General features: G+C 62.8%; 25 protein-coding genes and 1 pseudogene. 7 read left to right on the top strand and 19 right to left on the bottom strand.

The features are described from left to right. Positions 1 to 7: 7 nt before the first annotated feature. From rfbA to rfbB, 3 genes are read right to left on the bottom strand one after another with little or no spacing between them, the layout of a single operon-like run. Entirely contained in the window at positions 8 to 892 is an 885-nt protein-coding gene (rfbA, locus tag EPN80_RS07805) for a glucose-1-phosphate thymidylyltransferase RfbA (RefSeq protein WP_293025513.1), read from the bottom strand. Between the two features lie 36 nt (positions 893 to 928). Beyond that, complete coding sequence (rfbD, locus tag EPN80_RS07800) at positions 929 to 1,825, bottom strand: dTDP-4-dehydrorhamnose reductase (RefSeq protein ID WP_293025512.1); 897 nt, start codon at positions 1,823 to 1,825, stop codon at positions 929 to 931. Next, on the bottom strand, positions 1,818 to 2,885 hold the full coding sequence (rfbB, locus tag EPN80_RS07795) for a dTDP-glucose 4,6-dehydratase (protein ID WP_293025510.1): 1,068 nt from the start codon (positions 2,883 to 2,885) through the stop codon (positions 1,818 to 1,820). Before rfbB ends, rfbD begins: the two co-directional genes overlap by 8 nt. A gap of 46 nt (positions 2,886 to 2,931) precedes the next feature. On the opposite strand from rfbB, the gene EPN80_RS07790 reads away from it, so the two are divergent. Genes EPN80_RS07790 through EPN80_RS07780 form a run of 3 tightly spaced genes read left to right on the top strand, consistent with a single transcriptional unit; the run spans position 2,932 to position 4,916 of the window. Next, positions 2,932 to 3,087, top strand: a complete 156-nt coding sequence (locus tag EPN80_RS07790; protein WP_293025508.1) for a hypothetical protein — start codon at positions 2,932 to 2,934, stop codon at positions 3,085 to 3,087. A gap of 3 nt (positions 3,088 to 3,090) precedes the next feature. Then, positions 3,091 to 4,008 (top strand): Wzz/FepE/Etk N-terminal domain-containing protein, encoded by a 918-nt coding sequence (locus EPN80_RS07785; RefSeq protein WP_293025506.1) that lies wholly within the window; start codon positions 3,091 to 3,093, stop codon positions 4,006 to 4,008. Positions 4,009 to 4,061: 53 nt separating this feature from the next. After that, entirely contained in the window at positions 4,062 to 4,916 is an 855-nt protein-coding gene (locus EPN80_RS07780; protein ID WP_293025548.1) for a symmetrical bis(5'-nucleosyl)-tetraphosphatase, read from the top strand. Here EPN80_RS07780 and EPN80_RS07775 read toward each other — a convergent pair. From EPN80_RS07775 to EPN80_RS07740, 8 genes and pseudogenes are all read right to left on the bottom strand, one after another. After that, positions 4,913 to 5,725, bottom strand: a complete 813-nt coding sequence (locus EPN80_RS07775) for a 1-acyl-sn-glycerol-3-phosphate acyltransferase (RefSeq protein WP_293025504.1) — start codon at positions 5,723 to 5,725, stop codon at positions 4,913 to 4,915. The genes EPN80_RS07780 and EPN80_RS07775 overlap by 4 nt on opposite strands. A 10-nt stretch (positions 5,726 to 5,735) precedes the next feature. Continuing rightward, on the bottom strand, positions 5,736 to 7,040 hold the full coding sequence (locus EPN80_RS07770) for a dihydroorotase (protein ID WP_293025502.1): 1,305 nt from the start codon (positions 7,038 to 7,040) through the stop codon (positions 5,736 to 5,738). A 5-nt stretch (positions 7,041 to 7,045) separates the two neighbouring features. Next, positions 7,046 to 8,002, bottom strand: a pseudogene (locus EPN80_RS07765) (aspartate carbamoyltransferase catalytic subunit); the annotation flags it as partial. Beyond that, positions 7,998 to 8,498: a bifunctional pyr operon transcriptional regulator/uracil phosphoribosyltransferase PyrR gene (gene pyrR / locus EPN80_RS07760; RefSeq protein WP_293025500.1), complete on the bottom strand. Its 501-nt coding sequence runs from the start codon at positions 8,496 to 8,498 to the stop codon at positions 7,998 to 8,000. The pseudogene EPN80_RS07765 and the gene pyrR, both read right to left, overlap by 5 nt. Next, positions 8,485 to 8,898 (bottom strand): Holliday junction resolvase RuvX, encoded by a 414-nt coding sequence (gene ruvX / locus EPN80_RS07755; RefSeq protein WP_293025498.1) that lies wholly within the window; start codon positions 8,896 to 8,898, stop codon positions 8,485 to 8,487. The genes pyrR and ruvX overlap by 14 nt, the downstream gene beginning before the upstream one ends. Next, a complete protein-coding gene (locus EPN80_RS07750) occupies positions 8,895 to 9,464 on the bottom strand; it encodes a YqgE/AlgH family protein (protein ID WP_293025496.1) in 570 nt (189 codons plus the stop codon). The genes ruvX and EPN80_RS07750 overlap by 4 nt, the downstream gene beginning before the upstream one ends. A gap of 147 nt (positions 9,465 to 9,611) precedes the next feature. Beyond that, entirely contained in the window at positions 9,612 to 10,793 is a 1,182-nt protein-coding gene (locus EPN80_RS07745; RefSeq protein WP_293025494.1) for a hypothetical protein, read from the bottom strand. 133 nt (positions 10,794 to 10,926) lie between these two features. Then, complete coding sequence (locus EPN80_RS07740) at positions 10,927 to 11,097, bottom strand: rubredoxin (RefSeq protein ID WP_047214927.1); 171 nt, start codon at positions 11,095 to 11,097, stop codon at positions 10,927 to 10,929. Between the two features lie 187 nt (positions 11,098 to 11,284). On the opposite strand from EPN80_RS07740, the gene EPN80_RS07735 reads away from it, so the two are divergent. Beyond that, on the top strand, positions 11,285 to 12,136 hold the full coding sequence (locus EPN80_RS07735) for a bifunctional hydroxymethylpyrimidine kinase/phosphomethylpyrimidine kinase (RefSeq protein ID WP_293025490.1): 852 nt from the start codon (positions 11,285 to 11,287) through the stop codon (positions 12,134 to 12,136). A 27-nt stretch (positions 12,137 to 12,163) separates the two neighbouring features. Here the strand turns inward: EPN80_RS07735 and EPN80_RS07730 are convergent, their stop codons facing one another. Together EPN80_RS07730 and EPN80_RS07725 are read right to left on the bottom strand one after the other, a co-directional pair. Beyond that, on the bottom strand, positions 12,164 to 13,933 hold the full coding sequence (locus tag EPN80_RS07730; RefSeq protein WP_293025488.1) for an O-antigen ligase family protein: 1,770 nt from the start codon (positions 13,931 to 13,933) through the stop codon (positions 12,164 to 12,166). 86 nt (positions 13,934 to 14,019) lie between these two features. Further along, positions 14,020 to 14,529, bottom strand: coding sequence for a pilin (locus EPN80_RS07725; protein ID WP_293025486.1), 510 nt, complete (start codon positions 14,527 to 14,529; stop codon positions 14,020 to 14,022). A gap of 86 nt (positions 14,530 to 14,615) precedes the next feature. Here EPN80_RS07725 and EPN80_RS07720 point away from each other — a divergent pair, with 86 nt between their 5' ends. Next, entirely contained in the window at positions 14,616 to 15,668 is a 1,053-nt protein-coding gene (locus EPN80_RS07720) for a transposase (RefSeq protein WP_293025484.1), read from the top strand. A 148-nt stretch (positions 15,669 to 15,816) separates the two neighbouring features. Here EPN80_RS07720 and EPN80_RS07715 read toward each other — a convergent pair whose 3' ends face one another. The 6 genes from EPN80_RS07715 to recA form a co-directional block, all read right to left on the bottom strand. Next, entirely contained in the window at positions 15,817 to 16,539 is a 723-nt protein-coding gene (locus tag EPN80_RS07715; RefSeq protein ID WP_293025482.1) for a TerC family protein, read from the bottom strand. A gap of 182 nt (positions 16,540 to 16,721) precedes the next feature. After that, on the bottom strand, positions 16,722 to 17,603 hold the full coding sequence (gene sucD / locus EPN80_RS07710) for a succinate--CoA ligase subunit alpha (protein WP_047214932.1): 882 nt from the start codon (positions 17,601 to 17,603) through the stop codon (positions 16,722 to 16,724). Positions 17,604 to 17,689: 86 nt separating this feature from the next. Beyond that, positions 17,690 to 18,856 (bottom strand): ADP-forming succinate--CoA ligase subunit beta, encoded by a 1,167-nt coding sequence (gene sucC, locus EPN80_RS07705; RefSeq protein WP_047214933.1) that lies wholly within the window; start codon positions 18,854 to 18,856, stop codon positions 17,690 to 17,692. Beyond that, on the bottom strand, positions 18,853 to 19,524 hold the full coding sequence (locus EPN80_RS07700) for a DUF2889 domain-containing protein (protein WP_293025480.1): 672 nt from the start codon (positions 19,522 to 19,524) through the stop codon (positions 18,853 to 18,855). Before EPN80_RS07700 ends, sucC begins: the two co-directional genes overlap by 4 nt. A gap of 110 nt (positions 19,525 to 19,634) precedes the next feature. Further along, positions 19,635 to 20,171, bottom strand: a complete 537-nt coding sequence (recX, locus tag EPN80_RS07695) for a recombination regulator RecX (RefSeq protein WP_293025478.1) — start codon at positions 20,169 to 20,171, stop codon at positions 19,635 to 19,637. Next, positions 20,172 to 21,233 (bottom strand): recombinase RecA, encoded by a 1,062-nt coding sequence (recA, locus tag EPN80_RS07690; protein ID WP_047214935.1) that lies wholly within the window; start codon positions 21,231 to 21,233, stop codon positions 20,172 to 20,174. Positions 21,234 to 21,388: 155 nt separating this feature from the next. Here recA and EPN80_RS07685 point away from each other — a divergent pair, with 155 nt between their 5' ends. Continuing rightward, a complete protein-coding gene (locus EPN80_RS07685; protein WP_293025474.1) occupies positions 21,389 to 22,078 on the top strand; it encodes a response regulator transcription factor in 690 nt (229 codons plus the stop codon). A gap of 24 nt (positions 22,079 to 22,102) precedes the next feature. Continuing rightward, complete coding sequence (locus EPN80_RS07680; protein ID WP_293025472.1) at positions 22,103 to 23,665, top strand: sensor histidine kinase; 1,563 nt, start codon at positions 22,103 to 22,105, stop codon at positions 23,663 to 23,665. Positions 23,666 to 23,668: the final 3 nt, after the last annotated feature.

Raw genomic sequence — 23,668 nt, 5'->3', positions numbered from 1 at the left:
ATCCCCTTCAAAACAACTGCTCTTCAATCAACCGAAGCAAATACCTGCCGTAGCTGGTTTTGGTAAGCGGTGCGGCCAAGCGCTTTAGCATTTCCGCGTCGATATAACCACGCCTGTAGGCAATTTCTTCAGGGCAGGCCACTTTCAGTCCTTGCCTCTGCTCGATTGTATGAATGAACTGACCAGCCTCCAGCATCGATTCATGCGTGCCAGTATCGAGCCACGCATAACCGCGGCCCATCATCTGCACGTCCAGTTGTTGCTGCTCGAGATACACGCGGTTGACATCGGTGATCTCGAGCTCGCCACGGGCCGAGGGTTTGATGGATTTGGCGATGTCGATCACGCCGTTGTCATAGAAATACAGCCCGGTTACGGCGTAGCGCGATTTTGGCTGCAGCGGCTTTTCTTCAAGGCTGGTCGCGCGCCCGGCGGCATCGAACGCCACCACGCCGTAGCGCTCAGGGTCTTGCACCGCATAGGCGAAAACGGTGGCTCCGGCCTCTTTCGCATTGGCGCGGGCAAGCAGTGCAACGAAATCGTGCCCATAAAATATATTGTCACCCAACACCAGGGCGCATGGGTCATGGCCGATAAAGTCGGCACCAATGATGAACGCCTGCGCCAACCCGTCAGGCGAAGGCTGCACCGCATATTGGAGGTTGATACCCCATTGGCTGCCATCGCCCAGCAACTGTTCGAAGCGCGGCGTATCCTGCGGCGTTGAAATCACCAGAATGTCGCGGATACCCGCCAGCATCAGCGTGGTGAGCGGGTAATAGATCATCGGCTTGTCGTACACCGGCAGCAGTTGCTTGGAAACTGCCAGCGTCGCCGGGTACAGGCGTGTGCCAGACCCGCCTGCAAGAATGATGCCCTTGCGATTACTCATAAGCAATGTGCTCTTGTATCGTTGGGTGATTCGTTGTTAATGGGCCAAAAGCGTCATCACATGCTCAACCCCCTGGTGCCATGGAGGCAACTGCAGGCCGAACGATTCTCGTAACTTGTCGGTATTCAAACGAGAGTTCTCCGGGCGCGGCGCGGGCAGCGGATACGCGCTGGTGGGAATCGGCTCGATGGCGTCCGGTTTTACCTTCAACGCAATATTTCTGGACATCGCTTGCTGCAAGACGGCTTGCGCATAGCCATGCCAGGTTGTGTCACCCGATGCGCTCAAGTGATACGTGCCATAGACGAACTCCGCCGACGCTTGCCCCCGCAAATATTGGCTGATGATTTGCGCAGTTACATCGGCAATCAAACTCGCCGGGGTTGGTGCGCCATGCTGGTCCGCGACGATCTTGAGTTGATCGCGCTCCCTGGCGAGCCGCAATATGGTTTTCAGAAAGTTATTGCCGTGTGCGCCGAATACCCAGCTCGTGCGGAATATCAAATGGCGTTTGTGATGACGTCGAATGGCTTCCTCGCCCGCCCATTTTGTTTGGCCGTAAACCGATTGCGGGTTGGCGGCATCGTCCTCGACGTAGGGTGTACTCTTACGGCCGTCGAAAACATAGTCGGTGGAGTAATGAACCAGCAACGCGTTGAGCTCGGCCGCTTCCTGAGCCAGAACTTCAGGCGCCACCGCATTGACCGCATGCGCCAGCTCGCGCTCCGACTCGGCCTTGTCAACGGCAGTATATGCAGCGGGGTTGACGATAATGTCTGGCCGCACCTGCCGCACCACCGCGCGGATCATCTCCGGCTTTGAAAGATCGCATTGCGTGCGGTCCACCGCCACCACGTCACCCAGCACCGCAAGGCTTCGCCGCAACTCGAAACCAACCTGGCCCTGCTTACCGGTAATAAGGATCTTAGGCATGTTGAAGGGGATATTGTTTGTCCGTCCATTCGCGATACGCGCCGTTGACGACATTCTCTACCCAAGGTTGATTATCGAGATACCACTGCACGGTCTTGCGAATACCGCTCTCGAACGTTTCGGCCGGCTTCCAGCCAAGTTCGTGCTCAAGCTTGCGGGCATCGATAGCATAGCGGCGGTCATGCCCCGGCCGGTCTGTCACAAATGTGATTTGCGTCCGGTACGGTTTGCCGTCGTCGCGTGGTTTGAGTTCATCGAGCAGGGCACAAATGGTCTGCACGACGTCGAGATTTGCCTTTTCATTCCAGCCGCCCACGTTATACGTTTGCCCGACTCTGCCCGCCTCCAGCACGCGGCGGATCGCGCTGCAGTGGTCTTTGACGTATAGCCAGTCGCGAATCTGCTGTCCGTCGCCATACACCGGCAGCGGTTTACCGGTCAGCGCATTCAAAATGACCAGCGGAATGAGCTTTTCCGGAAAGTGGTACGGCCCGTAGTTGTTGCTGCAGTTGGTGGTCAACACCGGCAGGCCGTAGGTGTGACGCCAGGCGCGCACCAAATGGTCGGACGCCGCCTTGCTGGCCGAATAGGGGCTATTGGGCTCGTAGCGATTCGTTTCGGCAAACGGGGGATCTTCTGCGGCGAGCGTGCCATAGACCTCGTCGGTAGACACATGCAGAAAGCGAAACGCTGCTTTGCGATCCGCCGGCAACTCATGCCAATAGCCGCGCACCGCCTCGAGCAGATTGAATGTGCCGACCACATTGGTCTCGATGAAATCACCCGGCCCGTGAATGGAGCGGTCCACATGCGACTCCGCCGCGAAATTCACCACCGCCCTCGGTTGATGCTCCGCCAGCAACCGGGCGACCAAGGCACGATCGCCAATATCGCCACGCACGAAATGGTGCCGCGTATCGTTGTATAAGGCGGCCAGCGTGTTAAGATTTCCCGCGTAGGTCAATTTATCCAGATTGACCACCGGTTCACCGTGTTCGGCAAGCCAGTCGAGCACAAAATTGCCGCCAATGAAACCGGCGCCACCCGTCACCAAAATCATGTTGCACCCAACCCTGAAAGGCCATTCGATCGGCGGATTTTAGCAGATGGTCGTGACGCTTCCGGCCCTCAGCGACCGTTTCGGCGCTGAAATTTATAAACAAAAAGCAAAGTACGTAACCAGAATTAACCAAAAGCCGGCAAATTCAGTTTTTGGCGCACAATGGCGAACATTTGCCGGGGACGTTGCGTCAAAAGCGTGATTTATGCCCAGCACCTTTTTGACCGACCCACGCACCACCGCCATGCCGACCCACATCACCGACCCCAACGAAACGTATGACGATGAGATTTCGCTTGGCGATATCGTGGCCTTTATCGTCAAGCATTTGTATTTGATCGTTGCCTTCGCCTTGATCGGCCTATTGCTTGGCGTCGGCCTCTCATGGATGAGCCACAAACAATGGCAGGCCAACGCCGACTTGCAGATCGGACAGATTCAGTATGCGGGCGGTGGCGCGCAACCTGTCTTGATAGAACCGGTCGCACAGACGGTGGCGCGCGTGGAGTCCCGCTCGTTTCAGGACGCTTTGCTCAAATCGCAAAATCAGAATCCAGCCGACGATACGTCACCGCTCGTGTACGTGGTGAGAAAGACGCTGACGGCGAAGGCGGTAGCCGGCACCAGTTTGGTGCATCTGTCGGTTCGCGGTTTCAACCCAGACCAGTCCAAAGCCCTGCTGCAAGCCTCGGAAAAGATGTTGATCGCGATCCATGCCGAGGAAGCGGATTCTCTGCTGAGTGAATTCCGCGCCAGGTTGGCGCGTGTGGATCAGGAACTGACCGAAAACGACGTTCAGATCAAAAGGCTGAACGATGCGATTGCGCAGCGCGCCAAGGCACCTGCGGCAGCGCACAGCGCCAACGACGCTCTGCTGCTTGGCTTGATGAGCAAGGCCAGCCAGGACCGACAGGATCTGGTCAAGCGCAAAACCGCTTTGGAAGAGCAGTTGAACCCCAATCTCTCGTTCGTCTCGAAACCGCTGGGCGACATTACGGTCTCGGACAAGCCCGTCTACCCTCGTCCGGTGCTATTTGCGGCGGCGGGTCTGGTGATCGGCTTGTTCGTCGGCCTCGGCCTCGGTTGGCTGCGTGACCTGCGCCAACGCGGTTGGAAGGTATGATGCCGCGTGCAGCAAAATCATTCAGTGCCTTATCCTTATCATCCATTTAGATGATGCCCCGCTACGCCGTCGGCGACCTGCAAGGCTGTTGCGACTCGCTGCATGAGCTGCTGAGCCAATTGCCGCCCGACGCGGCGCAGGCACATCTGTATTTTGTGGGCGACCTGATCAACCGCGGCCCCGCCTCGCTGGCGACGCTGCGTGCGGTGATGGCGCTAGGCGATCGCGCCCGGGTGGTGCTGGGTAATCACGACCTTCATTTGCTTGCGGTGGCCGCCGGTGTGCGGCAACTGCATGCATCCGACACGCTCGGTGACATTCTCGGTGCGCCCGATCACGACGAATTGATCGATTGGATTCGCCACCGGCCGCTGGCGCATTTCGAAGATGGCTTCCTGATGGTCCACGCGGGCGTGCTGCCGCAGTGGGACGTGGCGCAAACGCTCGAACTGGCCCAAGACGTCGAGCAGGCACTACGCGGGTCGGGGTGGAAGTCTTTTCTGTCGCAAATGTTTGGCAATCAGCCCGACCGCTGGCATGCGGGGTTGACTGGAACAGATCGCCAGCGCATTACGATCAATGCATTGACCCGGCTGCGCTTTTGCACTGTCGATGGGCAGATCGACTTCAAGGTGAAGGAAGGCGCGGGCAGCGCACCGCCGGGCTTCATGCCGTGGTTTGATGTGCCGGAGCGCAAGACGGCCGACGTTACGATGGTGTTCGGTCATTGGTCGGCGCTGGGGCTTATGCTGCGCGACAATGTGATGGGTCTCGATACCGGTTGCGTATGGGGCGGCCAGTTGACGGCGGTGAAGCTGGCGACAGAGCCCGCGCAGCGAAAAGTCTATCAGGTGGCGTGTCCGCAGATACGCGACCCATTCGCCACGTCAGCCCAAAGCAAGCGCTAACTGCCGGATATCATCGGCTCCAGTACCTCGGCAGTTTCGACAACCCCCACCATCTCGCTTACCCCCTCTTCCCGCCGGAAACCGCACAACGCCTGCGCGACCGCCGCTTCGGCCAGCGCGGCAACCTCGCGCCGGTGGGCACCTTCCGGTATCGACAGCGGCTCGCCGATCGACAGATGCACGGTGAGCGGGGGAGCGTTCAGGATCGCGTTGATCGATTGCATCAGCGTGGTGTCGCCGGCATAGGACGGCGCCATCGATTGGCCACCGTCGGCAGCGTCGGCGTAGTACAGGCACAGTGGCTGGATCGCCTTGCCGGTGGAGGCCGGTGCCTGCAGCAGATTGGCATGGAACGGCAGTAGCGTCGTGCCGTCGCTGGTGGTGCCTTCCGGGAAGACGGTCAGCGCCTCGCCGGCGTCGAGCAGTTCTGCCAGGTGATGCATGATGCGCTTGGCGTCGGCGCGGCGTTCGCGTTGCAGGAAGATGGTGCCCATCTGCACGCTGAGCCAGCCGACCAGTGGCCATTGGCGAATTTCTGCCTTGGCGACGAAGCGCACCGGACGCCAGGCGTTGATGGCGAAAATATCGATCCAGGAGATGTGATTGCACACCAGCATCACGCCGCCCTCAGCCAGCGGCGCCTGCTGGTGCACGACGAGCCGCATGCCGCAGAGCTCGAGCAGCCGCGTCGACCAGGCACGGGCGCGCATGGTTTTTTGCTCGACGCTCAAGCGCGGAAAAATGAACGCGCAGGTCAACAACCCGCGCAGTAGGTGCGCGGCCAGTCGCAGTTTTTTGATCAGTAGCACGGTGGCGGCCCTAGCTGGATTCGCGCGGTGCGCGCTGCTCGAATACGATCTGCCCGCCGACCAGCGTGGCGCGCACGCGGCCCGGCAATTCGTAACCGAGAAACGGCGTGTTATGGCCCTGACTGCGCAGCATCGCCGGCTGCACCTGCCAATGCGCTGCCGGGTCGAATACGCAGAGATCGGCCACGGTGCCTTCGGCGATTTGCCCGGCTCTCGCACCGGCGCTGCCGAGCACGTCGGCCGGCGCGCTGGTGATGCTGGCCAGCGCCTTGACCAGCGGTATGCGCATTTCGTCGGCCCATTTCAAGGTGAGCGACAGCAACAGTTCGAGGCCGGTGGCGCCGGGTGATGCTTCGCCGAACGGCAGCAGCTTTTCGTCATCGTCGACCGGCGTGTGATTCGAACAAACGGCGTCGATGGTGCCGTCGGCCACGCCAGTCCGAATCGCGTCGCGGTCGCGCTGCCCGCGCAGCGGCGGGGTGAGGCGGCATTGCGCATCGAAATAGCCGATGTCCATATCGGTCAGGTGCAGGTAGTTGGCGCCGACGTCGCACGTCATCGGCAAACCTTCGGCCTTGGCCGCACGCATCAGGGCAACGCCGTCGGCGGACGACAGCCGGCACAGATGCACGCGGGCGCCGGTGATGCGCACCAGCTCGATGATGGTGTGCAGCGCAATCGTCTCGGCGGCCACCGGCACGCCCGGCAAACCTAGCCGCGAGGCTACCGCGCCGCTGGCGGCCACGCCCCCCTTCGATAGAAATGGATCTTGCGCACGCAGCCAAAGGGTGTAGCCAAAGGTTTTGGCGTATTGCATGGCGCGCTGCAGCACTTGGGTGTCGACGATCGGCACATCCGCCTGCGAAAACCCGACACAGCCAGCCTCGGTCAGTTCGCCCATTTCGGTGATGACTTCACCCTTGAGGCCGACGGTCAGCGCGCCCAGTGGGTAAACGTGGGCCTGATTCAGGCCCCGGGCCCGAAATTTGAGCATTTCGACCAAACCGGGCTCGTCGAGCACGGGGTCGGTATCGGGTAGGCATACCAGGCTGGTCACGCCGCCGGCCACTGCCGCGGCCATTTCGGATTCGAGCGTGGCGCGGTATTCGTAGCCCGGCTCGCGCAGGCGCGCCGCCAGGTCGACCAACCCCGGGCAGATCACCAGCCCGCTGGCGTCGACGGTCTTGTTGGCGTGAAAATCGGCCGGCGCGCGGCCGATGGTGGCGATCTTGCCGGCAGCGATAAAGATATCCTGCGGCGCATCGGTGCCGCTGACGGGATCGATCAGCCGTCCGCCCTTGAGATGAATTTTCATGGTGTTCAGTCGTTGTTGGCAGCGACGATGCTCATGACCGCCATCCGCACCGCGATACCGAAAGTCACTTGTTCGAGGATCACCGATTGCGGGCCGTCGGCCACCGCGGAGTCAATCTCGACGCCGCGGTTCATCGGCCCGGGGTGCATCACGATGGCATCGGGCCGGGCCAGCGCCAGGCGCTCCGCGGTCAGGCCATAGCGTTTGAAGTATTCGCCGGCCGAGGGCAGCAGCGCGCCGCCCATGCGCTCGTTTTGCAGGCGCAACATAATGATCACGTCGACCCCGCGCAAGCCCTCGTTCATGTCGTGAAAAACGTGCACGCCCATTTGCTCGAGCCCCGAAGGCAGCAGAGTGCGCGGGCCGATCGCGCGCACCTCGGGCACGCCGAGCGTGGTCAGCGCATGGATGTCGGAGCGCGCCACGCGCGAGTGCAGGATGTCGCCGACGATTGCCACCGTGAGCTTGGTGAAGTCCTGCTTGTGATGGCGAATCGTGTACATGTCGAGCAGCCCCTGGGTGGGGTGCGCATGCCGGCCGTCGCCGGCGTTGATGACATGCACGTGCGGCGCGCAGTGCTGGGCAATCAGGTACGGCGCGCCGGACTGCGCGTGCCTTACCACGAACATGTCGGCGTGCATGGCCGAGAGATTGTTGATGGTGTCGAGCAGCGATTCGCCCTTGCTGGTCGACGACGCGTTGATGTTCAGGTTCAGCACGTCGGCCGACAGGCGCTTGGCGGCAATCTCGAAGGTCGTGCGGGTGCGGGTGGAGTTTTCGAAGAACAGGTTGAAGACCGATTTGCCGCGCAGCAGCGGCACTTTCTTCACTTCGCGGTCGGTCACGCTGACGAACTGCTCGGCGGTGTCGAGAATGTGCGTGACGATCGCGCGCGGCAGCCCTTCGACCGTCAACAAGTGCTTCAACTCGCCATTGCGGGTCAGTTGCGGGTGTCCCTTAAGCATGACCGGCCTCCAGGCGGAATGAGAATTGGCCGGCCGGGTCTTGTTCAAGCACGAGGGTCTGGCTGCCGTCGAGCTCGATGGCCTGGCCGACGAAGCGCGCGCCGATCGGCAATTCGCGCCCGCCGCGGTCGACCAGCACGGCCAGATCGATGCGGCCCGGGCGGCCGTAGTCGTACAGTTCGTTGACGGCCGCGCGGATCGTGCGTCCGGTGTAGAGCACGTCGTCGACCAGGAGAATGCTTGCGCCTTCCACGGCAAACGGCAGTTGCGTGGGACTGGCCTGGCTGTGCAAGCCTTTCTTGGCGTAGTCGTCGCGGTGCAGTGCCACATTGACCACGCCAAACGCCGGGGCGCCGAGATCGCGGGCGAGCCGCTCGGCCAGCCAGGCGCCGCCGCTGTGAATGCCGGCCAGGGCCGGCAGGCCGGCGCCGTAGGCCTGGCGAATTTGCGCCAGCAGGGTCTGATAAAGGGATTCCGCGTTAATGGGGGGCATGTTCGTCAAAATATTGCTGCAGGATGATGCGCGCGGCTTCCGCGTCGAGCGGGCCATTGTGTCCGGGCCCCAGCGCGCTCGAGGCCGCAACCGAAGAGTAGCGCTCGTCGACCCAGGTGACCGGCAGGTTGAAACGTCCGTTGAGCTGGTTGCCGAAACGCCGCGCCTGCTGGGTCATCGCATGCGGCGTGCCGTCGGGATGGGTGGGCAGCCCGACCACCAGCGCCGTGGGCTGCCAGGCACGGATCAGCGCGCCCACTTCGGCAAAACGGGTTTCGCGATTGAGGTTGGCAATGATGGTCAGGGGGCGTGCCTGGCGCAGCAAGGTGTTACCGATCGCCACACCAATACGCCGCTCGCCGTAGTCGAAAGCGAGCAGCGTCGCCTGCGCGTCGCTCATGCGTGCCCTGCCTCACCCGAGAGCATCGAGGCACTCACGCCGAGCAACGAGAGCGCCGCCTCGAAACGCTGCGCCGGCGGCACGTCGAACACGATCATCGGGTCGGCGGCCACGGTCAGCCAGCCGTTGCGCGCGATTTCGTCTTCCAGTTGGCCGGCCCCCCAACCGGAGTGCCCGAGCGTGAGCAGGAACCGGCTGGGTCCGCCGCCCTGGGCGACCGCCTCCAGCACATCCTTGGAGGTGGTCATTTCCAGCCCGCCAGGCACCGATAGCGACGACGTGTATTGCGCGCCGCTCGCCTCGTGCAGCACGAAACCGCGCTCGGTCTGGACCGGCCCGCCGAAATAGACGGGCTGATGGGCCAGCGGTTCGATCTCCAGCTTCAGATCGAGCCGGTCGAACAGCGCCTGCAAGTCGATGTCGGTCGGCCGGTTGATGACCAGCCCGATTGCGCCGCGCTCGCTGTGCTCGCACAGGTACACGACGGTGCCGGAAAAAGTGGGATCGGCCATGCCAGGCATGGCAATGAGAAACTGATTGGTGAGATTGATTTGATCGTTCGGCATAGCGCCAATTCTAACAAAGCCCGGCGGCCCGCCAGGGCAAGGGGGTTGGCCTTGCGCCGAGGCGCGTTCGCGATGTCCTTACGGCGACTTTAGCACGGATTGCGGCGCATGATGGCCGCGCCGGGCCCTTGTTTTGCGGGTGGCCGGCTAGGTTTTGCAGCGCAGCATCGCCTCGCGCGCCGCAGCCAGTTCGTCGACCTGCTTGGGCCGTGGCTCGGGATAGGTATCGGCGGCAAATTGATGCAGCATGCCGTGCAAGGTTTGCGCCGCGTTGGCCGCCAGCTTGGGCCAGGCGTCGCCGGGCGCCAGTCCGTGCCGCCCGGCACTGTCGCCGACGGCGCCGAGCGCCGCCGCGAGCCGGGCCACGGAAGCCAGGCCGATGCGATGCGCATGGCGCGCGAGGGCAAAGGCGGCGGCTGGCTCCGGCAAGGCGGGCAGCAAGGCATCGGCCTGTTCGAGAAAGGCGGCGCCGGCCTCTTGCTGCACCGCCAACGGACCGACCGTGCGCCATTGACGGCTGAGCGGGGTCTCGTCGGTCGGGGTCGGGACGTCCACCGGGCGAACCATCAGCGGCTGCAGCATGCCGAAATCGCATAAAACGGCCTGGTTCGCCGGTGCGGGGGCCTCGGCGTCCGCGATGGCAAGCTCGATCAGGGTTTGTCGCGTGAGGGCCGGATCGACTTCGCCACCGCCGGCATCACCTTGCAGCTGGCGGCCCAGGCTCAGGTTCATTTGGGCGCACAGGCGCTTGAGCGAAAGTGTGAGCGGGCGACCGGCCAAGGCGCGCAGGGTTGTTTCGGCCAGCCCCCAATAATCGAGCGCGGTGTCGGCCGCGGCAAGGTCCCGCGCGCACCCGGCCAGCGCATCGAGCGCCTCGCCGCCGGCGCTCGCGTCTTGCAGCATCGGCAGCAGCGCGCGCTCGAAACGATTGCGCACAGCGCGCGGCTCAGCCGGCGCGGACCAGTGTGCCGCCGCGATCGGCCAGCCCGCCAATTGCCCGGCCACGGCCGGAAGTGACGCGGCACCCGGCGGCACACCCGCATGCCAAATAGCTTGTTCAAACTCGCGCAGCGCGTTGCGCAGCGGGTCGGTCAGGGGGGTGGGGCCGTAAGCTGCCTCGGCAATGGCGCGCACCAGCGACTCGCCCTGCTGGTGCCAGTCGGCATGGCCGGTGTTCTGAAGGATGCGGTTGGCGCGTCGCAGCGGCGGCAGCACGGCGCCCGGCCCCTCGCCCGCCCAGACTTCGGAGGCGGCATTCAAGGCCTGTTCGACATCCGGCAAGCGCCACAATGGGGCTTCCGGCGTCAGCGTGTCGGCGCGGATCGCCAAGGGACTCTCCCTGCTTCGGCGCCAGGCGGCGCCGCCCCGGAGGTTATGGATCTGGCTGTTCTGAAATGCTTTGCTGTGAATTCACCATCGAGACTGCCGGGCCAGCGCGCCGCGCGCGTCGGCCCAGGGCGGCTTAGATCTCGACCATCTCGAAGTCTTCCTTGCGTGCACCGCACTCCGGGCAAGTCCAGTTGATCGGCACGTCTTCCCAGCGCGTGCCGGGTGCGATGCCTTCTTCCGGCAATCCGGCGGCTTCGTCGTAAATCCAGCCGCAAATCAGGCACATCCAGCTTTTGTATTCCATGTTTCTTCAGTGTTGTCGTGCGGAGCAAGTCGCGCTGTGGCGCTCATCGGAACGCTGGCAGGGCGCGTTGCAGATTCGTTTTGAAATCGCCGCTTATGCGATGACCGTTCCGTTACAATCGGCTCAGGCGAGATGGTACCGTGGAACCCGCCGCCTGAACAGACCGCTCCGGCTCAAGAATAGAGATATGCCCAACGACGCGCCCCCCCTGATATTGACGTTTGGCCCGGCCGACCCTACTGGCGCCACCGGCGTGCAGGCCGACATACTCACCTTTGCCAGTATGGGCGGGTACGGTGTCTCGGTGCTGACGGGCTATACGCTGCAAGACTCCCGCACCTGCGACGACGTGGTCGCGGTCGACGCGGAGCTGATTGCCGACCAGGCCCGCATGCTGCTCGAGGACATGCCGATCGCGGCCTTCAAGGTCGGCGGCACGATTCGCGCGGAAAATGCCAGCGCAATCGCCGAGGTCGTCTCCGACTACGACGACATGCCGCTGATCCTGGCGCCGGACTTCACGCTGCCCGGCGAACATCTGCTGAGTGCCGACGAGCTGCGCGAGGCCACCGCGACACTGCTGGCGCCGCAAACCACGGTACTGGTCGCCAGCCATGCGTCGATCCTGCTGCTCGCACAACCCTTCTTGGATGCCGACAACGCCCCGCTGGACGAAGCCATCGGCGTATTGCTGGAGCACGGCTGCGAATATGTGCTGGTCACCGATTCCGGCACTCAACAGGTGATCAACACCTTGCACGGCGAGACCGGCCTGGTCCGGCAAGACACCTGGGAGCGCATGCCCTATCCGGTAGCCGGCGCGACCGATACGCTGGCGGCGGCCATCACGGCGCTGCTTGCCAGCGGCCTCGAGCCGCCGGCAGCCGTGCGTGAGGCGCAGGAGTATCTGCAGCAGGTGATGCTGAATGCGTTCCGGCCCGGCATGGGGCGGTACTTTCCGGATCGCTTCTTCTGGGCGCGCGGCGACGAGAGCGAGGCAGACGAGGCGGGCGAGTCGGGAGAGCCGGCCAGTTCGTGATCGCCTCGGTGCTGGCCGCGGCGGCCACTAGCCTGGTGCGGCCGAACTTCGTTTGGCAGATGGCGGCGTGCCGTAACGTTGCTCCAATTGACGGACAAACGGTTGCAACCGGTCACCCTGGGCACGGCACAGGCGCAGCAGATTGCGATATTCCATTGCAAAGGCAGCGCCGGCCAATGACTTCAGGCGCGCGACATTGAGCAGTGCGGACTCGTCGCGGCCGGCCAGCGCGAGCAGGACAACATAGCGCTCGATCAGCACATTGCTGGCGCCCAAGGTCAGCGCCTGGCGGTGCGCGGCGATCTTGGCATCGAGCTGGTTGGAGTCGAGCACCAGCGACTCGGTCACGGCGTAGTCGCCGTACGAGGTGAAGAACCGCGCCGGATGCTGGCGGTAGGCCTCGATGCGGCCGGCTTCGTAAGCGACCTCGACGCGCTGGTAGTCCTGATACAGGTACCCCAGCACAGCCATCGCCGAAATCACGACGCCGACATGGAATCCCCACGTGATGTCGGGTTTGACGCGCAGCAGCGTGCGCGGCTCGGTGAAACCGATCAAAAACATGACGGGCAGCAGAAAGAACGCATACTGCTGCGGATATTCGAGCATCGCGTGCACGCTCAACACGCCAATGAGCAGCAGGGCGAAAACGCCGGGGGCGTCGCAGGTGCTGCGCAGCGCGCGCCACAGCCAAAACAGCAGCGGCACGAGAATCAGCAATGCACCGATCAGGCCGGTCTTGGCCAATACGTCGAGCACGACATTGTGCGCGTTGTTGGCCATCTCGACCGAACCCAGATGATCGGCAAGCAGGAATTGCTGATTGATAAACTCGCCCCACCCGCCGCCCAACCATGGATGCCTGAAAAAGATCGCCAGTGCGTAACGCCAAATGGCCAGTCGGCCGACGATTTGACTATGCTCGCCGAAACGCTCGATCGCCGTGCCAGCCAGTTGCCACGCAAAGCGGTCATTGAGCCAAAGGACGCCCTGGGTGGCCACGGCCAGCATCACCGGCAGCGACAGCGGCACGAGCCAGCGGGCGGCGCGGCGCGGCGGCACCCGCCTGGGTTGAAACTCATCGCGGCCGAGCCACAGGCCGAACGCCGCTATCACCACGACTTGAACCCACGGCGTGCGCGATACCGTCAGCGCCTGCCCCGCGCACAGCAACAGGGTCGTCAGCAGCCAGACGGGCCAACGAATCCGGCGCAAATGCCAGAGGTAAAGCGTGGCCGCGCAACCGAACGACAGATAGGTGGCAACGTGGTTCGGCTGGTACATGTTGGCGAACAGCCGCCGCTCCTGCACGCCGGTAAATTGCGCCACCACCCATGAAAAATGCGCCTCGAGACGGGCGGCCTGCACGAACAGGCAGAACACCGAGAACAAGCCGCCGGCCACCAGCGCATAGGCGGACCAGCGCATCAGCACGGCCCGCCAGCCAAGCCGGCTTGCCCAGAACCCCGCGTGCATGGCGGTGATCATCGCCAGTCCGTACAGCACGCCGATGACGACCATCAGCGGTTGGGTCAAGGGCAATAGCCACAGCTGGAGCATCAAGACTGCGATGAATCCAAGCGGCGCCAGCACAGCGCGTGGCGGTTGCAGCAATTGCCTGTTACGCTGGCCAACAGCAATGACTAGGAGCCCTACGAGAACCGCCCATAGAAAGAAGGCCAGGCTTTCGGCGTAGAACGTCGAAATCGGGTAGGTGTGCCACACCAGATTGAACGGCAGACTCCAGCACAACGCCAGAACCAGGCCGATGCTCGACAGCATGAGGGGGGGGAACAAGGGCGGCTTTCCTGCGGGGGCAAAAGTGCAAGGATACAAAAAAAGCGCTTGGTTCAGAAGCGCTCTTTTTTAGCCTGACTCCCGGCTCAGCCCTTTTTGGGCCGGCATTCGGCCGGTGCGTATTTCGGATCGAGCGTGGCGGCGCTGTTCGCGCCATCCTTGGACTCGCATGTCCAGCTGATTTGACCCGACGGGGTCTTGCCGGCCGCAAGCGCCCCCGCAGTCGCATCACTGCCATAGGCCGCCTTGGGCGTAAGCACAAGGGTGCCATTACCGGCGCGCTCGGTATAAGTAACGGTGATGGTGCCGTTGGTGTCGTTGGTAGCGATCGAGGCGACGTTGTCGGTGGCCATTGGCGGCGTCCAGCCGGCGGCCAGGTGCGGCCCGCCGAGCATGGCGTTCTCGGTCACGGCGGCTTTGGCGGGCGATGCCAGCGACATGCCTTCCATCACGCGCGCGCGGATCAGATAATTTTGAAAGGCCGGCACGGCCACGGTGACCAGGATACCGATGATCGCGAGGGCAATCATCAGTTCAATCAACGTAAAGCCGCGTGAGTCGGGTTGCTTGCGTCGTACGGTACAGCGATGCTTCATCAGTTTCTCCGAGAAACCCTACCATTCATGGCGGGGAGGAAAGGAGCGCCGCCGTTAGGCGGCATTCCCACGTTAGAATACGCGACATGCTTCTTGTCTACCGCTACCGGGTGAAGTCGCTCAACGGCCTGCTGAACCGACAGAGTCGTTCGGTGAACTTCGTCTGGAACTTTTGCAACGACACGCAGAAGCACGCGCTGAAATGGAGCAAAAAATGGCCGAGCGGGTTCGACCTGAACGTGCTGACGACCGGCAGCAGCACGGAACTCGGCATTCACTCGGGCACGGTCAACGCGACGTGCGAGCAGTACGCGAAATCGCGCAGTCAGCATCGCCGTTCTTATTTGCGATACCGGGGAAAGAAGTGCCTTGGCTGGGTGCCTTTGAAGGGGCGTGATCTGAAACGGGAGGGGCAAGCATTTCGCTTTGCCGGAAATACCTTCCGTGTGTTCAACAGCCGACCGTTGCCTGAAGGTAAGATAAAGGATGGCACCAATTTTGCACAGGATGCGCGCGGAAACTGGTTTCTCAACATCGTTATCGAGGTCGCCGCTGTGCTGGCCCGCCCAATTCAGGCTGGCGTCGGCATCGACCTTGGCCTGAAGGATTTCGCAACGCTCTCGACTGGCGAAAAACTTCCCAATGACCGGTTTGGTCGGCAGGCCGCCGAAAAACTGGCGAAAGCGCAGCGCGCGCGAAAGCACAAACGGCATATCGCCAAGCTCTATGCCAAGGTGGCGAATGCCCGCGCTGACTTCCAGCACAAGCTCGCGCTCGATCTCGTCCGGCGCTTCGATTACATCGCAGTCGGCAACGTGTCGGCTTTGCAACTCGCCAAAACCAGGATGGCGAAGAGCGTCTACGACGCATCTTGGTCGTCCTTCCGGGATAAGCTCCGCTACAAAGCGATTGCGCACGGAGCCACATTCGAGGAAGTGAACGAGAGCGGTTCTACCCAGACCTGTTCGGCGTGCGGTTCGAAAGACAGCGCGACGAGGCCGAGAGGTATGGCAGGTCTGCGAATAAGAGAGTGGACTTGTAGTCGCTGCGGTGTCGTGCATGACCGTGATACCAATGCTGCGCTGAACATTCTCCGATGCGGGCGTGCATCGCCAGGTGTGGGAATCTCCCGCCTTTAGGCAGGGGAGGACGTCAAGCAATATCTCCGTGTCAGATCATAGGCGCGCAAGGAGAAATCCCCAAGACGGACTGGAGTATGCCACACCCGCCCATCAGGCTCTCTGCCCTGGATCAAACATCGGACAAATCCAGCCGTCATCGGCAATGCTACTCGGCGGACGTTTTCTCGCTTGCCTGACGGCGCTGCATGCGGCTTTTCATGAATAGTCCAACGAGTACCACGCCAATCGCGCCGAGAACCGATCCAATATAGTGGACGTTCTCGCCGGCCAGCACCGGCCAATGCCTGACGCCCGGATCGGTGACGATGAGGCCGCCGGCAATCCAGCCGAGCAAAGCTGCGCCGAGCGTGATGATGATCGGAAATTTGTCGAGCAGCTTGAGCACCAGCTGGCTGCCCCACACAATCAGGGGAATGCTGACCACCAGCCCGAAAACGATCAGGAATACACGATGCTCCTCGGCCGCGCCTTCAGCGGCGCCGGCGATGGCGATCACGTTGTCGAGACTCATCACCAAGTCTGCAACGATGATCGTCTTGATCGCGGCCACCAGGCGGTCGGCCGGTTCGATCTTGCCGTGCGCGTCGTGCTCGGGAAGCAACAGCTTGACGCCGATCCACAACAGCAGCAGCCCGCCGGCCATCTTCAGGAAGGGAATGTTCAACAGCGCGACGGCGAATACGATCAGGATCACGCGCAGGATGATTGCGCCGGCCGTGCCCCACAGCACACCCTGCAAGCGCTGCGACGACGGCAGATTGCGGCATGCCAGTGCGATGACGACGGCATTGTCGCCACCGAGCAGAATATCGATGACGATGATTTGAAGTACTGCCGCCCAGTTGAGTGAAGCAAAGAAATCGATCATGCGGTGAAAGGCTCTCCCTGAAGTTGTATCAGGGATTCTACCTGCTCACCGCGCGAAGTGAGGTAAGCGGGCACACGCTCACAAATAAAAGCGAGGGAGCCCGCGCTGCGGATTCCCTCGCTTTTTCGCAGACCCGCCTGCCGCCGGCCAACCACGCCGACGGCGGACCGGGCTAATGCGCTTTACAGCACCGACTTGAGCAAACGGCCCATTTCGGACGGGTTCTTCGTGACTTTGATGCCGCACGACTCCATGACCGCCAGTTTTTCCTGCGCCGTGCCCTGGCCGCCGGAAATGATCGCGCCGGCGTGGCCCATGCGCTTGCCCGGGGGCGCAGTCACGCCCGCGATAAAGCCGACCACCGGTTTCTTCATGTTGTCCTTGGCCCACAGCGCCGCGGTTTCTTCATCCGAGCCGCCGATTTCGCCGATCATCACGACTGCGTCGGTTTCGGGATCGTCGTTGAACATCTTGAGCACATCGATGTGCTTCAGGCCGTTGACCGGATCGCCACCGATACCCACGGCCGACGACTGGCCCAGACCCAGCGCGGTGAGCTGGCCGACGGCTTCGTAGGTCAGCGTGCCCGAGCGGCTGACGACACCGATGCGGCCCTTCTTGTGGATATGGCCCGGCATGATGCCGATCTTGAGTTCGTCGGGCGTGATCACGCCCGGGCAGTTCGGTCCGAGCAGGATGGTCTTGCGGTTCTCACGGCGCATGCGCTCCTTGAGTTCCACCATGTCGCGCACGGGAATGCCTTCGGTGATGCAGATCGCCAGGTCCAGGTCGGCTTCGACGGCTTCCCAGATCGCGGCCGCGGCGCCCGCCGGCGGCACATAGATGACCGATACGGTCGCGCCGGTTTGCGCCTTGGCTTCCTTGACCGAGCCGAAGATCGGAATCCCTTCGAAATCCTCGCCGGCGCGCTTGGGGTTCACGCCCGCCACATAGGCCGCCTTGCCGTTGGCGTACTCGCGGCACGTGCGGGTATGGAATTGACCGGTCTTGCCGGTGATGCCCTGCGTGATGACTTTGGTGTCTTTATTGATCAGAATCGACATTGCTTGATTTCCTTCATCCGGTTGCCCGGCAGCCTGCCCGCGCGCCACACGTGGCGCATCGGCCGGCTGCCCGCTTCATAGTTCGCTCAGTTGCCCTTGGCGGCCGCCACCACTTTCTGCGCGGCTTCTTCCATGCTGTCGGCGGAGATGATCGGCAGGCCGGATTCGGCCAGCATTTTCTTGCCGAGGTCTTCGTTGGTGCCCTTCATGCGCACCACCAGCGGCACCTTCAGCGACACGGCCTTGGAAGCGGCGATGACGCCTTCGGCGATCACGTCGCAGCGCATGATGCCGCCGAAGATGTTGACCAGAATTGCCTTCAGTTCCGGGTTCTTCAACATGATCTTGAACGCTTCGGTCACCTTCTCGGTCGTGGCACCGCCGCCGACGTCGAGGAAGTTGGCCGGCTCGCCGCCGAACAGCTTGATGGTGTCCATGGTCGCCATTGCCAGGCCGGCGCCGTTGACCAGGCAGCCGATGTTGCCCTCGAGCGAGATATAGGCCAGATCGAACTTGGAAGCTTCGACTTCGGCCGGATCTTCTTCGTCGAGGTCGCGATAGGCGACGATTTCCGGATGACGGAACAGCGCGTTCGAATCGAAGTTGAACTTGGCATCGAGGGCGATGACCTTGCCGTCGCCGGTCACGATCAGCGGATTGATTTCAGCCAGCGAGGCGTCAGTTTCCCAGAATGCCTTGTAGAGGCCTTGCAGCGCGGCGCGACCCTGCGGCACCGAAGCTTCGGGAATGCCGATCTTGCGCGACAGGTCGTCGGCATCGGCGTCGGTCAGTCCTTGCGCCGGATTCACGTAGACCTTGTGGATCAATTCGGGGGTCTTGGCGGCCACTTCTTCGATTTCCATGCCGCCTTCGCTCGAGGCCATCACGCAGACTTCCTGCGTGACACGGTCGACGACCAGGCCGACATACAGTTCTTTCTTGATGTCGGCGCCCTCTTCGACCAGCAGACGGCGCACTTTCTGGCCTTCGGGGCCGGTTTGGTGCGTCACCAGTTGCATGCCCAGGATCGCGTTCGCGTATTCGCGCACCTGATCCATCGACTTGGCCACCTTGACGCCGCCGCCCTTGCCGCGGCCGCCCGCGTGGATCTGCGCCTTGACGACCCACACCGCGCCGCCCAGTTGCTCGGCCGCCTTGACGGCCTCGTCCACGGAAAAGCACGGGATGCCGCGCGGCACCGCGACCCCGAATTTTCGGAGAATTTCCTTGCCTTGGTACTCGTGAATCTTCATGCGTGATTCCCTTCTTGCTGAGTTGGATGGTTCGGATCAATCGGGCGAACGGAGGCCACCATCCCGGCCACATTGGGCGCCTTGGGGTGTTCGTTCACTCGTTCGGGAGCGCGGTGGTTATACCAGCGCGGGTAATAGCGGCGCACGGCTTCGCCTTCGAATTTGAGCGCGTGGCACCGGTCGAGCTGGAAGGGCGGCGCGGCATTGTCGTCGGCGCTTCCAGCCGTATCGCGGGTGTTGATAACCTCGCCGGCAAACGCCTGGATGGCAGCCGTCGGCAAAACACCGCATAGTTCGGTCAAGTGGGTACAACCGGCTTTGCCGGCGAGTCGTTCTTGGACGGCTTTGCGGAATCCCCGGCCAAGATTCAGGCCGATCAGTTGCCGGTAGGCCGGACCAATCTGATCGCAAATCCCCGGATAGGGCACCCAGTCGGAAACCGCTTCGGCTTCTCGCACATTGAGCGCCTCATCGATCGTCACGCGCAGCCAGAGTTCGTGCACTGGAGAGCCTTGCGGGCGAACGCCGGTGGCGAGGACGAAATCACGCGCCTTGTGGTCGGTCAAACAGGCTTCGATGTCCCACAAGCCGTCGTCGCGCGCGTACGCTTCGACACGGATCGTGCGGAGATGATGCGGGGTACGGGGGGCGGGCTCGGAGAGCGGCATGCGGAAATGAGAGGCATGAGCGCGGAAAGGACATGATTTTAGCATAGGACGGCCGGAACCCCTCCTGAGCGGCACGTCAGCCGGGCAAGGGTGCCCTGGCAACCGATCGCTCAATCGTCGAAATCGGCGCCGCGCACGACCTTGCGGATCACATCCTGGGAAAACCCCCGCCCGGCCAGGAAGCGCATTTGCCGGGCGCGCTCCTGCGGCGAGTCCGCCGGCTGGCCGAACTTTTTTTGCCAGACGGCCTGGGCCCGTTCGAATTCAGTACCGCGCAGCCGCTCGGCAACATCGCTGACCGCCTGCGGATCGAGCGCATGCTGCTTGAGTTCGCTGACGATGCGGGAGGTGCCGAGCCTGGAAGCCCGGCGATTGACGACGCTTTCCGCGAAGCGCTGATTGGAGAGGAGGTTCTCTTGCTCGAGGAGATCGAGCAGTGCGTCGAGTTCTTCTTGACTGTCGGCATGCGGCGCGAGCTTGCGCCGCAGCTCGAGCCGGCTATGCTCGCGGCGCGCCAGATAAGCCAACGCCCGGCCTTTGAGGCTCAGGCCGGGACGTCGGCTCGCGTTTTCCGTTTTGGGCGGCGAATCACCCTGCGCCGCATCGGTGACTTCGGTCGGTCGACGATACGGCCTGCGCGACATCATTTAGGCGTCGTCTTCCTCGAGCACTTCGCTCTGCGGCATGGCGATGACACCCAGGGATTCACGCACCTTGTTTTCGATTTCCCGGGCGATTTCCGGATTTTCCTTGAGGAATTCACGGGCGTTGTCTTTGCCCTGGCCGATTTTCTCGCCCTTGTAGCTATACCAGGCACCCGCCTTCTCGACGATCTTGGCCGTAACGCCGAGATCGATGATTTCGCCTTCGCGCGAAATGCCGGCACCGTAGAGAATATCGAAAATCGCCTCGCGGAACGGCGGCGCGACTTTGTTCTTGACGACCTTGACGCGGGTTTCCGAGCCGATCACTTCGTCTGCTTTCTTGATCGCGCCGATCCGGCGGATATCAAGGCGCACCGACGCGTAGAACTTGAGCGCATTGCCGCCGGTGGTGGTTTCAGGGTTGCCGAACATGACACCGATCTTCATGCGGATCTGATTGATGAAGATCACCATGCAGTTCGTGCGCTTGATCGTACCGGTGAGCTTGCGCAGCGCCTGCGACATCAGACGGGCTTGCAGACCGGGCAGCGAATCGCCCATTTCACCTTCGATTTCCGCCTTGGGCACCAGGGCGGCCACCGAGTCGATGACGATCAGGTCGATCGAGCCAGAGCGCACCAGCGCATCGGCGATTTCGAGCGCCTGTTCGCCGGTGTCCGGCTGGGAGATCAGCAGATCGGACGTGACCACGCCCAGCTTGCCGGCATATTGGATGTCCAGCGCATGCTCGGCGTCGATGAAGGCGCACGTGCCGCCGATTTTCTGCATCTCGGCGATCACCTGCAGCGTCAGCGTGGTTTTGCCGGACGACTCCGGGCCGTAAATCTCGACGACCCGGCCGCGCGGCAGGCCGCCCACGCCCAGAGCGATGTCCAGGCCCAGCGACCCGGTGGACACGACTTGGATGTCGGGTGCGACCTCACCGTCTCCCAGGCGCATGATCGAACCCTTGCCGAACTGCTTTTCGATTTGCGCGAGGGCTGCGGCCAGCGCCTTGCCTTTTTCGGCAGTCAGGCCAGCGGGCGCTTTCTTGCTATCTTCCATGAATCGTCCTTTGCTATGATGAGGCGGCGGTGCAGCGGGATGAGGGCACGCTTTTGGGTACTGTATAAAAAAACAGTGTTATTTGCAAGCGTTTGCGTCGATAAAACCCCAAACCGGCCAAACCCGGGGTCGTTTTCAGAGAGCATATCAGGGTCATGCGGATTCTAATCGCCGAAGACGACAGTATTTTGGCCGACGGCCTGACGCGTTCGCTGCGCCAGACCGGCTACGCGGTCGACCACGTCGCCACCGGCCTGGCGGCCGATTCGGCGCTGGCCGCGCAAACCTTCGATTTGCTGATTCTCGATCTGGGGCTGCCCAATCTTTCCGGGCTGGAGGTCCTGCGCCGTCTGCGCGCGCGCCATTCGCACCTGCCGGTGCTGATCCTGACGGCGGCCGACAGCATCGATGAGCGCGTCAAGGGGCTTGACCTCGGTGCGGACGACTATATGGCCAAGCCGTTCGCCCTGGCCGAACTGGAGGCGCGCGTGCGGGCGCTGACGCGGCGCGGACCGGGCGGTGGCGCCACGGTGATCCAGCATGGTCCGCTCAGTTTCGATCAGGTCGGCCGCATTGCCTATCTGAACGATCAGATGCTCGACCTGTCGGCGCGCGAACTGGAATTGCTCGAAGTCCTGTTGCTGCGCACCGGCCGGCTCGTCTCCAAGGAACAATTGGTGGACCACCTGTGCAGTTGGGGCGAGGAAGTCAGCAACAACGCGATCGAAGTCTATATGCATCGCCTGCGCAAGAAAATCGAATCGAGCGGCGTGCGTATCGCCACCATTCGCGGGCTCGGCTATTGCCTCGAGAAACTCTCCGCCAGCCCCGTCGGCGCGGCCTGAACCCACGCACCACACCGGCTGTCCATGCGCTCTTTCGATCATGCAGTCCGCCAGACGGACGCGCCCCTGCCGGACCACCCCGGCCAGACCTACGACTTCGCGCCGCCCGACGAATCCGAGCCGCGCTCGCCGTCGCGCTCGCTGTTCGGCGAAATACTCGACTGGATGCTGGCACCGTTGCTGCTGCTGTGGCCGCTGAGCCTGGCGGTCACCTATCTGATCGCCCAGTCGATCGCCAACGGCCCGTTCGATCACACGCTGCAAACCAATGCCTATGTACTTGCGCAACAAGTGCACCGCGACGGCGCCCGTGCCTCGCTCGCGCTGCCGCCTGCTGCGCTCGATTTCCTGCGCGCCGACAGCGCCGGCCAAATCTACTATCAGGTGTTGGGCGCGCACGGCGAACTGTTGGGCGGCACGCCCGACTTGCCGCTGCCGCCGGAAGATGCGCACTCCCCGATCGGCGTCGTGCACCTGCGCGACGGCACGCTCAAAGGCAACGACATCCGTATCGCCTATCTTTATGTCCAGTTGCCGCCAGCGACCCCCGGTGCGGCCGTTGAGCCGGGCACGAGCGCGCTGGTGCAAGTCGGCGAGACGCTCGAGCGCCGCAACCGCCTGGCCAATGCGATCATCAAAGGCGTGATCCTGCCGCAATTCATCGTACTGCCGCTGGCGATCGTCCTGGTGTGGTTTGGCCTCACGCGCGGCCTGGCGCCGCTGCATGCGCTGCGCGAACATATTCGCGCGCGCCGGCCCGACGATTTGTCTCCGCTTCAGGCCGAGCGCGCGCCGCCGGAAATCGCGCCGCTGGTCGGCTCGCTCAATGAATTGCTGGGGCGCCTCGAGCAAAGCATGCAGATGCAGCAACGTTTTATTGCCGATGCCGCTCATCAGCTAAAGACGCCGCTGGCCGGATTGCGCACCCAGGCAGAGCTCGCCCTGCGCCAGCTCTCGCCTGACGAATTGCGGCGCTCGCTGTCGCAAATCGCGGCCAGTTCGGAGCAGGCCGCGCGCCTGGCCAATCAGTTGCTGGCCCTGGCCCGCACGGAAAACAGCGCGCGCGATCCGTCGGCCTTCAGTGCCATCCCGCTCGACGCGCTCACACGCAACGCGGTACAGAATTGGTTTGAGGCCGCCCGCGCGCGGCAGATCGACCTCGGCTATGAGGCGCCGGCCCAGCCGTTGACGCTGACCGGTCATGCGCTGATGCTGCGCGAGATGCTGAATAACCTGATCGACAACGCGATTCGCTATACCCCCGTGGGCGGCAGCGTAACCGTGCGCCTGCGTCCGGCTGCCGACGGCGAGTCCGTGCTCATCGAAGTCGAGGATACCGGCCCCGGCATCCCGATTGCCGAACGCGAACACGTGTTCGAGCGCTTTTATCGGATTCTCGGCAGCGGCAGCGACGGCAGCGGCCTGGGGCTGGCCATCGTGCGCGAGATCGTTCAGATTCATCGTGGCGACATCGTCATTGCCGAGCCACACTCGCCCCACCCGGGCACGACGAGCGGCACGCTCATACGCGTGAGCCTGCCGCTCGCTCCGGCACCGACGACGTCCCCGCCCGCCGTGCCGTCGTAGCCG

It is taken from the genome of Pandoraea sp., from assembly GCF_004297875.1.
Taxonomy (GTDB): domain Bacteria; phylum Pseudomonadota; class Gammaproteobacteria; order Burkholderiales; family Burkholderiaceae; genus Pandoraea.
Note: the sequence above shows the minus strand (reverse complement) of the source record. Positions and strands in the feature narration are given on the sequence as shown.